This is a genomic window from Lysinibacillus xylanilyticus, from assembly GCF_001183605.1.
GTDB classification, from domain to species: Bacteria; Bacillota; Bacilli; order Bacillales_A; family Planococcaceae; genus Lysinibacillus; species Lysinibacillus xylanilyticus.
On the sequence record NZ_LFXJ01000005.1, the window covers coordinates 64,487 to 77,916 of the forward strand.

At 36.7% G+C, this 13,430-nt stretch carries 14 protein-coding genes and 1 pseudogene; 13 read left to right on the plus strand and 2 right to left on the minus strand.

Annotated elements, in window-relative coordinates; translation table 11 throughout:
• The first annotated feature begins 18 nt into the window (after positions 1-18).
• The 12 genes and pseudogenes from ACZ11_RS03405 to ACZ11_RS03460 all read left to right on the plus strand — a co-directional run bounded on the left by ACZ11_RS03405 (position 19) and on the right by ACZ11_RS03460 (position 11,485).
• Positions 19-831, plus strand: coding sequence for a pyruvate, water dikinase regulatory protein (locus tag ACZ11_RS03405; protein ID WP_049663792.1), 813 nt, complete (start codon positions 19-21; stop codon positions 829-831).
• 207 nt (positions 832-1,038) lie between these two features.
• Positions 1,039-2,874, plus strand: coding sequence for a DNA primase (gene dnaG / locus ACZ11_RS03410; RefSeq protein ID WP_082172776.1), 1,836 nt, complete (start codon positions 1,039-1,041; stop codon positions 2,872-2,874).
• Positions 2,875-2,906: 32 nt separating this feature from the next.
• Entirely contained in the window at positions 2,907-4,034 is a 1,128-nt protein-coding gene (gene rpoD, locus ACZ11_RS03415) for an RNA polymerase sigma factor RpoD (RefSeq protein WP_049663796.1), read from the plus strand.
• A 299-nt stretch (positions 4,035-4,333) separates the two neighbouring features.
• Positions 4,334-4,897 (plus strand): hypothetical protein, encoded by a 564-nt coding sequence (locus ACZ11_RS03420; protein ID WP_049663798.1) that lies wholly within the window; start codon positions 4,334-4,336, stop codon positions 4,895-4,897.
• A gap of 452 nt (positions 4,898-5,349) precedes the next feature.
• Positions 5,350-5,697, plus strand: a complete 348-nt coding sequence (locus tag ACZ11_RS03425; RefSeq protein WP_049663800.1) for a c-type cytochrome — start codon at positions 5,350-5,352, stop codon at positions 5,695-5,697.
• Between the two features lie 180 nt (positions 5,698-5,877).
• The gene (locus ACZ11_RS03430) at positions 5,878-6,570 is read left to right on the plus strand and encodes a tRNA (adenine(22)-N(1))-methyltransferase (RefSeq protein WP_049663803.1); all 693 of its coding nucleotides are present in this window, start codon (positions 5,878-5,880) and stop codon (positions 6,568-6,570) included.
• 1 nt (position 6,571) lies between these two features.
• Positions 6,572-7,693 (plus strand): Nif3-like dinuclear metal center hexameric protein, encoded by a 1,122-nt coding sequence (locus ACZ11_RS03435; protein ID WP_049663805.1) that lies wholly within the window; start codon positions 6,572-6,574, stop codon positions 7,691-7,693.
• Positions 7,694-7,708: 15 nt separating this feature from the next.
• Entirely contained in the window at positions 7,709-7,933 is a 225-nt protein-coding gene (locus ACZ11_RS03440; RefSeq protein WP_049663806.1) for a hypothetical protein, read from the plus strand.
• A 762-nt stretch (positions 7,934-8,695) separates the two neighbouring features.
• Positions 8,696-8,944 (plus strand): DUF2164 domain-containing protein, encoded by a 249-nt coding sequence (locus ACZ11_RS03445; RefSeq protein ID WP_049663809.1) that lies wholly within the window; start codon positions 8,696-8,698, stop codon positions 8,942-8,944.
• Between the two features lie 206 nt (positions 8,945-9,150).
• Positions 9,151-9,687, plus strand: coding sequence for an NADPH-dependent FMN reductase (locus tag ACZ11_RS03450; protein WP_049663813.1), 537 nt, complete (start codon positions 9,151-9,153; stop codon positions 9,685-9,687).
• Positions 9,688-9,979: 292 nt separating this feature from the next.
• A complete protein-coding gene (lepB, locus tag ACZ11_RS03455; RefSeq protein WP_049663814.1) occupies positions 9,980-10,546 on the plus strand; it encodes a signal peptidase I in 567 nt (188 codons plus the stop codon).
• 49 nt (positions 10,547-10,595) lie between these two features.
• A pseudogene (locus tag ACZ11_RS03460) lies at positions 10,596-11,485 on the plus strand (PhzF family phenazine biosynthesis isomerase).
• Between the two features lie 67 nt (positions 11,486-11,552).
• Here ACZ11_RS03460 and ACZ11_RS03465 read toward each other — a convergent pair.
• On the minus strand, positions 11,553-11,732 hold the full coding sequence (locus ACZ11_RS03465; protein ID WP_049663817.1) for a hypothetical protein: 180 nt from the start codon (positions 11,730-11,732) through the stop codon (positions 11,553-11,555).
• A gap of 218 nt (positions 11,733-11,950) precedes the next feature.
• Here ACZ11_RS03465 and ACZ11_RS03470 point away from each other — a divergent pair, with 218 nt between their 5' ends.
• Positions 11,951-12,676, plus strand: a complete 726-nt coding sequence (locus tag ACZ11_RS03470) for an alpha/beta fold hydrolase (protein ID WP_049663819.1) — start codon at positions 11,951-11,953, stop codon at positions 12,674-12,676.
• Between the two features lie 195 nt (positions 12,677-12,871).
• Here ACZ11_RS03470 and ACZ11_RS03475 read toward each other — a convergent pair whose 3' ends face one another.
• Positions 12,872-13,408 (minus strand): tubby C-terminal domain-like protein, encoded by a 537-nt coding sequence (locus ACZ11_RS03475; protein WP_049663820.1) that lies wholly within the window; start codon positions 13,406-13,408, stop codon positions 12,872-12,874.
• Between the last annotated feature and the right edge of the window lie 22 nt (positions 13,409-13,430).

Below are 13,430 nucleotides of genomic sequence, written 5' to 3' on the forward strand. Positions count from 1 at the left end.
TATTTGAAGGAGAGCAGCATGAAAAGACTACGGGTTTTTGTTGTATCTGATTCAGTAGGTGAAACTGGTGATCAAGTAGCGAAAGCGGTTATAAGCCAGTTTCGACCTGGTTTGGAAAACACGGTAATTCGTCGTTTTCCTCATATACAATCAGAGGAGCTCATTCGAAAAATTGTATGCCTTGCAGCAAAACAGAATGCATTTATTGTGTATACGCTTGTTCGTCAGGAGATGCGATCGTTATTACATGAACTGTGTGAGAAAGAAATGGTCTATGCTGTCGACATCTTAGGGCCTGCTTTAAAAACAATGGCAACATTTGTGGAAGAATTCCCATTAGAAGCACCAGGAATGGTTCACCAGCTAGATGATGATTATTTTAAAAAAATAGAAGCTATTGAATTTGCAGTAAAATATGATGATGGTAGAGATCCACGTGGTCTATTACAGGCTGATATTGTGTTAGTCGGTGTTTCACGTACCTCTAAAACACCGTTATCACAATACTTAGCACATAAACGTTTTAAGGTGGCGAACGTACCTTTAGTACCAGAAGTTGAGCCACCTGAAGAATTATTGAAAATTGACCCGAAAAAATGTTTTGGTTTAATTATTTCTCCTGATAAATTAAACTCAATTAGAAAAGAGAGATTAATGTCTCTTGGATTGAATGATGATGCTATCTATGCGCAGCATAATCGAATATTAGAAGAAATTCAGCATTTTGAAAAAATTGCCGCTAAAATCGGTTGTAAGGTTATTGATGTGACGAACAAAGCTGTTGAAGAAACAGCGAACGTCATTATTGAGCATATCTCGAACTGTAAATAAGAAACGAATTGTGATAAACCACCTCGGTTGTTAGAGGCGGTTTTTTTGAGTCGGTTTTGAAAATAGTATAGATAAAAACTAATTTTTGTTTTATAATAATAAAATTGTGGTAAAAATATTTATTAAGAGAAAAATCCTGTTTTTTTGTCGAGAAATAAAGGATTTTTAAATCGGATAGCGAATTGTGTTTTAGAACGTAATTTAAAGATGGTGATAGATTTGGCAGGGAAGATTCCTGAAGAAGTGATTGAACAGATTCGCTCACAATCGGAGATTGTTGATGTCATAAGCGAATACATGCAGCTTACAAAGCGTGGGCGCAATTGGTTTGGGCTCTGTCCATTTCATGGAGAACAAACGCCATCTTTTTCTGTGTCATCAGACAAACAAATTTTTCATTGCTTTGGTTGTGGTGCAGGTGGTAATGCTGTTACTTTTGTAATGGATATAGAAGGTATTTCTTTTCCTGACGCTGTCGTGAAACTTGGTGAACGTGTTGGCATACAGTTAGATATTGGGCCAAGTTTACCTGAAGTAACGAAAAAGGTATCTAAAGCAGAAGAAAGGATGAAAGAAGCTCACGCTTTTGCAGCAGATTTTTTTCAACATTTACTGTTAAATACTGAAGATGGAGAAGAACCTTTAAATTATTTGCTAGAAAGAGGATTTACAAGGGAACTTATAGAATCTAATAGCATTGGATGGTCTCTTCCAAGCTTTGATGCATTAACGATATTGCTTGAAAGAAAAGGTTATAACTTACAAGAAATCTCGGAAAGTGGTTTAGTAATCAAGCGTGAAGGGGAAGAACGCTATTTTGATCGTTTTAGAGGGCGTATTATGTTCCCCATTCGTGATGAGAACGGTAAGATTATAGCATTCTCAGGACGAATCCTTGCATCAACTGGAGAAGAGGCAAAATATTTAAATAGTCCAGAATCACCAATTTTTCAAAAGAGTGAAGTGCTATATAACCTAGATAAAGCACGAACCTCGATTAGAAAAAATCGTCAAGTAGTATTGATGGAAGGATTTATGGATGTTTTAGCAGCAACCTCTGTAGGTGTAACGAATGCTGTAGCAACAATGGGCACTTCGCTTACGAATCAGCATATCACAAAGCTAAAGCGCTTAGTAGAGCAGATTACGATTTGCTATGACGGTGATAATGCTGGGTTTGATGCGGCGAAAAGAGCAGCACAGTTACTTCAAACGGAACGCATGAAAGTCGATATTGCGGTGTTACCAGATAAGCTGGATCCCGATGAATACATTCGTAGTTTAGGTGGACAAGCATTTAAAGAACAAATTTTGGAAAACCCTCATGCGTATATTGCTTTTATGATGATGCATGCTAGACGAAATAAGAACTTTCAGTTTGAAAATGATACGCTTCAATATATTCAAGAAGTTCTTGAGCAACTGGTAGGTAGATCATCACCAGTTGAACGAGATTTGTATATAAGACAGCTATCGAATGAAACAAACATCTCGGAAGAAGCGATTTATGCTCAATTCCGAAAGCTAGAGGCAAATCAGGTTCGTTCTGCAAAAGTAGAAATGCCTGTTCAAACGCCTTCGATGCCGGTCACTCAGCAACAACATAAGCCTATGGACGCAGCTGAACGCGCCGAACGTTTATTACTGGCTCATATGCTTCATAATATAGATGTAGTGGACAGGGTATTACGTAGTGAGCAAAAAGATCCATTTGTACGAGATGCCTATATGGCAGTTTTTGTTCGCTTAGTAGGATTTTATGAGGAATATGGTCATCCTGATTATCAGCGTTTTGTTGAGATATTAGATGACTCTGAATTACGCAAGATTGTAATGGAAGCGGCTTTAGCGGAACGGGATCCCGACCAAGCAGAGGCAGAGGTCACAGATTCAATACGTCAGCTGCAAAAATATAGAATTGAGCAAGAAATTCAACAAAAGATGCATGAGTCAAAGGAAGCGGAGAAGATGCATGAGTATGCGCGTGCACTTGAAATCGCCCAACAGATTATTCATTTAAGAAAATCGTTATCGGCGATTTAACCCGATTCGGTTGTTTAGAAGGAGGAAGGTTTATGGCGGACAAGTCAGAACGTTCAAAAGAGGTAGAAGTAGAAATTACATTAGATGAAGCAAAAAAAATACTACAAGAAAAAGCAAAAACAGAAGGTGAAATTTCAATGAAAGAAATTTCAGAGAAACTAGCGCCTTATGAATTGGAGAACGAAGAGATTTTCCACTTTGCTGAGGATCTTGAAAAGGCTAAAGACATTCAAATCATTGGAAAAGAAGAGTTTGAAGAAGAAAGCTTAATGAAAGAAGAAGCAAACGAAGAGACTTTCGATTTAAATGATTTGAGTGTACCACCAGGTGTTAAAATAAATGACCCTGTTCGCATGTATTTAAAAGAAATTGGTCGAGTTGATTTACTTTCTGCCGAGCAAGAAATCGCATTAGCTGAGCGTATTGAGCAAGGTGACGAAGAAGCACGTAAACGCCTAGCAGAAGCGAACTTACGTCTGGTTGTATCTATTGCAAAGCGATATGTTGGCCGTGGAATGCTATTCCTTGACTTAATTCAAGAGGGGAATATGGGGCTTATCAAGGCTGTTGAGAAATTTGACTACCGTAAAGGCTTTAAATTCTCCACTTATGCAACATGGTGGATTCGCCAAGCAATTACGCGTGCAATTGCGGACCAAGCACGTACAATTCGTATTCCAGTGCACATGGTAGAAACAATTAATAAATTAATTCGCGTACAACGCCAATTACTACAAGACTTAGGTCGCGAGCCATCTCCAGAAGAAATTGGCGAGGAAATGGATTTAACACCTGAAAAAGTACGTGAAATTTTAAAAATTGCACAAGAACCAGTATCTCTTGAAACACCAATTGGAGAAGAAGATGATTCACATTTAGGGGACTTTATTGAGGATTCTGAAGCTCAATCTCCATCTGACCATGCAGCTTATGAATTATTAAAAGAGCAATTAGAGGATGTGTTAGATACATTAACTGACCGTGAAGAAAATGTCCTTCGCTTACGTTTCGGTTTAGATGATGGTCGCACACGTACTTTAGAAGAGGTAGGGAAGGTATTTGGTGTAACACGTGAACGTATTCGCCAAATTGAAGCTAAGGCGCTTAGAAAGCTACGTCACCCTTCTCGTAGCAAACGTTTAAAAGACTTCCTAGAATAAAGATAAAAAATTGGGGCTATCTAATTAGTGATGACTAATTGGATAGCCCTTTTTTCTGACTACTATTATATTCATATGAAATAGGAGAATACCTGTGAGAGCGAAGTTAATACCCACACAAAATTTTTCATTTTTTCCCTAGATCATACTAAACATAGTAGATATTTTTTCGATAAATGTTATATCGAGCAATTAATGAATTAGTATTATTTTTGCTACTTTATACAGATGTGTTCTTACAGATTTTAAGATAAAATTGTAATAACAACCATTATTAAGCAATGTTTGGAGTATACACTATGACAAATCCTCGGAAAAAAATAATCTTGAATGAGATATTGTTTTGGAAGCAGAATAAGCTATTACCAGAGCATTACTGTGATTTTTTAGCGGCTCTATATGCAGAGGGGTCAGATGTAGAGGAGTTAGAACCGGTACATCATAAACAGGCAATATTACCTTCAGAAAAGAGGAGGCTGCTACTTGTAATTGCATGTATATGTATTGCAATGATTACACTGCTGTCTATTTATTTTACAATATCATCCTTAATGATAATTTTAACGGTTGTCGTTGGAATAGCTGCTGTGATGTTATTTCTGACGGCGTTTAGAATGGCAAGTAAAAATGATTTATTAGCCCCTATTTTTCATCTTATGGGTGCTGTTCTATTGTTTAGTATGTCAATTCGAATTTACACTACATATTTTAATGGGAATAATATTGCATTGTTTTGCTTGATTGCAGCAAACTGTGGGGTTTGGCTTTGGTCAGGTTTAAAAATGAAGCTACTTTATTTCACGGTCTCAGGTGTCCTAGGTTTACTGGCACTGATTAGCTATTATATCATAAACTTATTATAAGAATTTATTTTGTAAAATAGTTTCGCTAACAATGACAAGAATCTGTTTGCTTTCCAATAGCTAACGGATTCTTTTTTTTGTATCAAAATTGTGTCTGTAATTTATCCTACATTAACTTAAACGCTCTATTGGTGAAGACTATAATCGTATAGCTTTTTAGCTACACATATAAAAAAAGATATTTTGATTTCCTTGGTATATGAATGCGCAAAGAGTGGAAAGATAACAGCGAGTAAGGATGTAAATTAATTATTAAAAAAATACTGGAATGTGCAAATATTGGGGATTTCAAGACATATTTTATCCAATAGTTACAGAAATGTCGAAATTGTTACAAACAAAGGAAAACTTAGCGAATAGGCTTTTCGTTTCATAGTTAATGAAGTACAATATTAGATGTTGACTGATTCTATATTATCATAGAAGTAGATTTAAATGAGGAGGGGAAACATATGAAAAACAATCCAGTCGTTCCTTACATTCTAATTTTAGCATTTGGTATTGGTCTTATTTTCTTCATGTCTTTAACAGGCGCAGAGAACAAAAAGGAAATCGCTGCTGAAAAAGAGGGTGGTGGCGAAAAAACAGAAGCTACTGATGATTCTGCATTAGTACAATCTTGTATTAGTTGTCACGGTGCTGACTTAAGTGGTGCTTTTGGTCCTAATCTACACGGCTTAGATGAAGCGCATATCGTAGATGTTTTAACAAACGGTATCCCAGGAACTCCAATGGAGCCTGGCATGAAAAACGAAGCGGAAGCAAAAGCAATCGCTAAGTACATTTCAACTTTAAAATAGTCTGAAAAAGTAGCTGTACTGAAAGCGTTTAATCGTAATCGGTACAGCTACAATTTATTTATCATCATTCATTAAATGAAAAATGGAGTTGCTCAAAATTTTTGAGACAACTCCATTTGTTTTTTTTCACGACATCATACATACTAAGGATGGACACTATTTTAGACAGGCGGTAAAAAAATGAACGCACAAAAATTATCAAAACGATTAGAAACAGTAGCAAAATTTATTCCCACTGGTGCGGTTGTAGCCGATATTGGCAGCGACCATGCATATTTACCATGCTACTTAATTCATAAAGGTATTGCTTCTTATGCAATAGCAGGGGAAGTTGTGAAAGGACCATTTGAATCAGCAGTTGGACAAGTGCAAAAGGAAGGCTTAACAGAAAAAATTACAGTACGACTTGCGAATGGTTTAGCGGCTGTTGAAGAAGCTGACCATGTAGATACAGTTACTATTGCTGGAATGGGTGGACCTCTTATTGTCTCTATTTTAGAGAAGCATCCAGAAAAATTACATGGTGTAACAAGACTTATTTTGCAGCCGAATATTCATGCAAAAGTGATTCGCGAGTGGGCGTTAGCACATAATTGGGCAATACAGGATGAAGAGATTTTAGAGGAAGACGAAAAAATTTATGAAATTCTTGTATTGCAAAGAAGCTCAATGACGTTAACGGAACCGGAAATTTCATTTGGGCCGAAATTAATGCAACGAAAATCACCAGCATTTATTAAAAAATGGTCGCGTGAAAAAGAAAATTGGCAACGTGTATTAAAGTCCATTGAAGGGGCAGATCAAACACCTGAAATTGAAGAAAAACGTGCAGAATTAGTAGCTCTACTCAATTTAGTGGAAGGGGTTCTGTGAGATGAAAACAGTTAACGGTCAAGAAGTTATACAATTGTTCGAATCATGGTCGCCTAAAAAGCTAGCCTGTATGGAAAATGACCCAATTGGTCTTGCGATCGGTACATTAAATAAACCTGTAAGTAAAGTATTAGTCACATTAGATGTTAATGAAGCAGTAGCAGACGAGGCTATTGCTCAAGGATGCGAGCTAATAATAGCGCATCATCCACCTATTTTCAGACGTCTTTCCAATATTCGTACTGACAATCCAACCGGGCGTTTATATGAAAAACTTATAAAAAATGATATTGCCGTTTATGCAGCGCATACGAATCTAGATGTGGCTGAAGGCGGTGTTAACGACTTACTAGCAGATGCTCTACAGCTTGAAAACCGTTCTATTTTAGAAGAAACATATGCGGAAAATATGTTGAAGCTGGCAGTTTTTATACCGACTGCAAATGCCAATGATTTACGTGAGGCATTAGCAAAGGCAGGAGCAGGTCGCATTGGAGATTATGAAGCGTGTAGCTATACTACATTGGGAGAAGGACGTTTCCGTGCACTTGAAGGTGCAAATCCACACGTAGGTTCTATTGGTGAATTACATGTTGAAGAAGAAGTAAAAGTAGAAGTGGTATTTCCGGAATCTGTAAAAAAACGTGTATTAAAGGCAATGTTAAATGCACATCCATATGAAGAACCTGCCTATGATATCATCCGTTTAGACCAGCAAACAAATGTAATGGGCTTAGGACGAGTTGGTTATTTACCACAAGAAATGACTCTTCATGAATTTACGCAATTCGTAAAACAGCAGCTAGACGTGCCTGCTGTCCGCGTTGTTGGTGATTTACAATCGAAGGTGAAAAAAGTTGCGCTTGTCGGTGGCGACGGCAATAAATATATCTATTCTGCGAAACGTGCTGGGGCAGATGTATTTTTAACAGGAGATATGTATTTCCATACTGCCCAGGATGCTCAAGCAATTGGTCTACAAATCGTAGATCCAGGACATCATGTGGAGAAAGTGATGATTGCAGGAGTAGCTAAAAAGATGGCAAGAATGTGTGAGGATAAAAAATATTCTGTTGATTTTGTACAATCTACTATTCATACAGAACCGTTTTTATTCGTGTAAGAGAGGGGAATAGTTGTGGCAAGTGAAAGACCTGCTGGCAATAAAGCCGGCAAGTTATGGATGATGATTGGTTTGCTGATTGCTGTGTTTGGAGTAGGGATGACATTTATGACGAATACGATGAATGCCAAAAAAATTGATACTATGACCGAGCAATGTGAAAAAGACGGTGGAGAAGCCATCGTCTCAAAGGAAAAGAGTTTTCTATCAACAAACTATTCATTTAAATGTAAACAGTAATAATAAAAAGACTGAATTATAGTATTAAATATAATTCAGTCTTTTTAATGTAAAAAAACAATATGTTCAAGGAAATCTTGGTGAATGTTGTGCTTTTAAATAAGGGTGATTTCCGTTCCGGGCTACTTGCTTTCCTGTGAGCGAGCGTCGAGTGGCTTCCTTCGCTTTTGTTGTTGCTGTCGCTGTGCTTTCGCACAGATATAACCCTATTGCTAAGGTTTAGTTTTATCACTATAAATAAGAGAAACATGCAAGAAAATTTATGCTATGTGAAGTAGTTGATTGGAGTGGAGGCTTGGCGACTCCTTGGGGATTAGCAATATAGGAACGAAGGCTAAAACCATCACGTCCTGTGATAACGCCTTCGTGACCAACATCGTGTTGGCCCGAGACCCTGGAGCGAGCAAATAGGGGAACGAAGGCTAAGAACATCACATCCTGTGATAACGCCTTCGTGACCAACATCCTGTTGGCCCAAGCGGCTCATCGGACGCCCCCAGGAAGCTCTGCGCGAAAGCGAAGCGTCAGCGGCAAATGTTTTATCTGTGCGAAAGCGAAGCGTCAGCAACAAAGCGCCAAGTCGGAACGGAAATCAACCCCTCGTTTTGCCATTGAGCTATATATAATAAGACACCTTAACTTCATTGACATATTAGTTCTTCAACATCGTGAAATATAATTCAGTCTTTTTGTGTATGCATGGATTAATTTTAGAGTGTTATGATAGGTGAGTATAAATTGCTATGAGAGGAGAGTTTTGGATTGTTTATTCGATTAACAAAAGAACAACAAGAAACAATAATAGCTGATATTCAACGATTTTTCTATAATAATCGTGATGAGGATATTACGGAATTCGAAGCAGAAAGAGTATTAGACTTTGTAAAGGAAAATATTGCTCCACATATTTATAATGTAGCTATCTCGGATGCAAAATATGTTGTAGAAAGACAATATGCATCGATTGAGGATGAACTTGCAGCATTAGAAAGACCGATTAAAATAAAATAATTTAATTATTGGAAATTTTTAAAAATATATGATATTTTTATCTTGTATTAAAGATAATTTAATTCGAAGTAAAAAACAATGGTTTCATTAACCATCCATGTATTGAATAAAGAAATGGATTCCTGTACATCATGGCTAAGAGAACCACTTTTAGTTCAAATGAATGATTTGGTCACAATTTGAGGGATGAGTGAAGGGGGAACAACATGTTGAAAATAGGGGTAATATTAGGTAGTACGCGTGAGGGTCGTTTAAGCCCACAAGTTGGCGAATGGGTAAAGGCAGTAGCTGAAAAACGCGGTGATGCGGAATATGAAATTATTGATATCGCGGATTTTAAATTACCATTTCTAGGTGAGCCGGGTGGAGATGCTTCAGGAGCAGCTACATGGTCACAAAAAGTTGCTGCATGTGATGGGTTTGTATTTATCGTTGCAGAGTATAACCATTCCATTACTGGGGCATTAAAAAATGCATTAGACTACTTACGTGTGGAATGGAATAATAAGGCGGCAGGTATTGTTTCTTACGGTTCTGTTGGCGGTGCAAGAGCGGCTGAACATTTACGTGGAATTCTTGGCGAATTATTAGTAGCGGATGTTCGTGTCCATCCTGCTTTATCTTTATTTACAGATTTCGAAAACGGCAAAGTATTTAAACCAAAGGAAGTGCAAGCAGATTCAGTAAATCAAATGCTAGATCAACTTATCCCTTGGGCAACTGCATTAAAAACAATTCGATAAAGGCCTTAAGCAATATGTACAGTAAAAAGTGCATATTGCTTTTTTTATACATATAGAGACGTATGGCTGAGTAGTCGTTTCCCTGAATTTAGATAAGATGATATTTAAAAGAGTGTTAATGTTCTTATATTTTCTATTGTTAAAAAACTCTCTGTGCTAATTCTTTTTATGATAGAGAAAATAATTCAAAATACTTAATAGCATTCTTAATTATGGAACTTTTCTGTTATTTGCTCGTATCTATTAATGTAAGGGATTATGATATTAGAGAAGAAGGATGGGAGCGTAACGTGTGACACAAAAACAAACTAAGAGTGAATTTTGGGCATGGTTTAAAGCAATTGGGCTAGCAATCATTTTTACAATGGGTGTACGTTATTTTATTCTATCTCCTGTAGTTGTAAAAGGTGCTTCAATGGAGCCGACTTTTGAAAATGGAGATAAAGTCATTGTGAATAAAGTGGGACCGCGAATTTCCGATTATGACCGCTTCGATGTTATTGTCTTTGAAACAAAAGAAGATAAAAATTATATTAAAAGAATCATCGGTTTACCAGGAGATCATATAGCCTATAAAGATGATGTTTTATATATAAACGGGGAGGCTTTTGACGAGCCTTATTTAACTGAGTATAAAGAAGAATTACTTGATAAAGGCGATTTTACATATGATTTCACACTAGAGGAACAATTAGGAGAAATAACTGTACCAGAGGGGCATTTTTTCGTTCTTGGGGATAATCGTCGACGAAGCATAGATAGTAGAAGTCCAGATGTCGGATTCATTTCGCAGGATAAAATTTTAGGAACTGCAGGCTTTGTATTGTGGCCATTCGAAAGGCTTGGTAGTACACGCTAATTAAATTAGCTTTTATGTACATGGCTTACATTAGGGAAGGGAAAAGTAAATGAAAATTGTTACCGTCCATCATTATGATGCGTTTAGTACGATACCTAATATGGGGAATCCAGCAGGTGTCGTCGTAGAGGGAGATCAATATAGTGAAATAGAAATGCAGGCTATTGCTAAGCAGGTGGGCTTCAATGAAACAGCCTTTGCGCAAAAATCGGATAAAGCAGATTTACGTATACGTTATTTCACGCCAGGGCATGAGATGGATTTATGCGGACATGCAACAATGGCAACGATATATGCACTTAAAACAAAAGGTTTACTAGAAGATAAGTCAAGACTGACTATTGAAACGAAAGCAGGAATTCTCCAAATTGAGATAAAGGAACAAAAAGGAAAAATTCATATTACTATGCAACATGCAGCACCTCAATTTAAAGCCTTTAACGGTTCAAAAACTAAGCTTGCACAATCTATTGGACTAACAGAGGAAGCGATACATCCTGAATTACCGATAGTCTATGGAAGTACAGGAATTTGGACATTGATAGTACCTATAAAAAATTTATCATACTTTGAAAAAATGACTCCGCAAATGCAAATTTTCCGGATATCCTTGACGAAATGCCAAAAGCATCCGTCCATCCTTTTTGCTTAGAGGCATTTGATAAGAATGCAGATATGCACGCAAGACATTTTTCATCACCTTATTCTGGAACAATTGAAGATATAACTACAGGTACTGCCTCTGGTGTTATGGGGGCATATTTTGCAGAGTATATCGATCGAGCAGCTCAATTACCAAAAACACTTACCGTAGAACAAGGTCAGGAACTTGAGAAAGATGGGCGTGTGCATGTACACGTGAAAAATGTTGAGGGGAAACTGAATATTTCGATTACAGGAACGGCTGTACATGTGAAGGAACTAAAAGTGCATATATAAAAAGGAAGCCGCTTATAGTATTTTTTTAACTAGGAAGCGGCCCCTTTTTAAAATGCCATTCATTCCATTAATGTTTAATTTCTTCAATAACTTTTTCTTTTAAATCTGCATCCATAGATGAAAGCTTAACGTTATTTGTAAGACGTTCTTTTAATTCTCGATCTGTCATAATACCGCGTTCTTCTAGAATTTGAACAAGTAAATCTAACGTCATTAAATTTTTAATATCTGCTGCTTTTGTATCCATTTTAAATGCCTCCGAATGTATAGTATTTCTACCTCTTTAGTGTACTCCTTTTTTAGAAGGACGACATAAAATGGTCAAAACAAAGCGAAAATATTTCGTGTCCCGGAATATATTGAATGATTCTAGCGGTAGTGGAAAATAAAAAAAGGCTGATCTTTTATTAAGATATCAGTTCTTAAATATTCGATGAAGTCTAAGATAAAAAAGGAAACTATAATATGTCTAAAGAAATGTTTGTACCAATAAATGATTTTAAATTGTATGCCAAATTGATAGGTGAAAAAAATGGTAAACCTACAGTGGTTATGGATGCGGGATATGGTGATTATTCTAAAGGGTGGATTTCTATAGTCTCTGATGTTTCAGCATTTACAGAAGTGTTAGTTTACGATAGAGCTGGACTTGGTAAAAGTGAGAAAAGTTCAAATCCTAGAACAAGTCGAGAAATGGTGAAGGAACTGAAAGAGCTTCTTACTAAATTGGAAATAGCCCCTCCGTATATATTTGTAGGTCATTCATTTGGTGGAGTAAACGCAAGATTATATGCGAGTGAATATCCTAATGACATTGCTGGATTGTTGTTAGTTGATTCTACTCCAGAGGATTACCAAGAAAGATTCTTGCCAACTATGAGAAGGGAATTTCAAGAGGCTTATAAAAAACAATTTATACACGAAGGCAATTATAAAGAATTTAAGGTAAGCTTAAAACAATTAAAAGACAATCAGATAAAATTAAACATACCGTTAATTGTTCTTTCAGCAGGTAATAAACATCACTATACTAAAGAATCTCAAGAACTGTGGAATAAAATGCAAAAGGAAATATTACAAATTTCCACTCAAAGTGAATTTATTATTGTTGAAAATAGTGCGCACTACATACAAAATGATGCCCCTTCAGTAGTCGTAGAAGCAATAAATAAGTTACTTAATAATTTTTAATATCAAAAAATCCTAGCAATAGGAGTTTTATTGTTCATCATCCAAAATCGGTGATGACATTTATTAAACCATATGTTATGTATATATGTTGATTGGAGTGGAGACTGGACGCCCCCAGGAAGCTTTGCTCTCGCGACAGCGGCAAAGCGCCCAGTTGGAACGGAAATCAACCCCACTCTATGATGATAAACCTACCTAATTATTCATTGAGAATAACGCCTGATACAAAGTTGCTAGCAAAGCAACAAAGAGCATATCGTCAGAGTTAATAAGCTTAAAAGATATACCAGTACGCACAAGTTCAGTTTCTATATTACTAGCGCTTGCTATTTTTTCATCGTTACAATATAAATAGGCGGTTGAGGTAAAATCCTTTTCAAAGCGAAAAGCGAGTCCATCCATTGTAAAAGAGTAGGAAGATTCAAGTAGTTGAACCGTCTTCCTTTGTATCGGTAAAATGGATCCATCTGGCATAATAAGCTGATGGCTAACTCCCTTTGTTAATAGTGTAGATTGCACTTGAAAAAGAGATGCCCCTAAAGTAGTTCGTGTTTCATATCGATGTGGTAATGACTGTTGTGCAGCAACTAGCATTACAGCATTGATTACTTTTCCTACTGATGAACGTTCAACCTTTTGTAGCACACAAACCGTCTCATTTTGTTCATTCACAATAGGGATATTTGAAAAGCTTTCGAAAGCTTTTGGGTATGTAAGAGTAAATGTAGTCATAAAAAAGCCTCCAATCTACTTA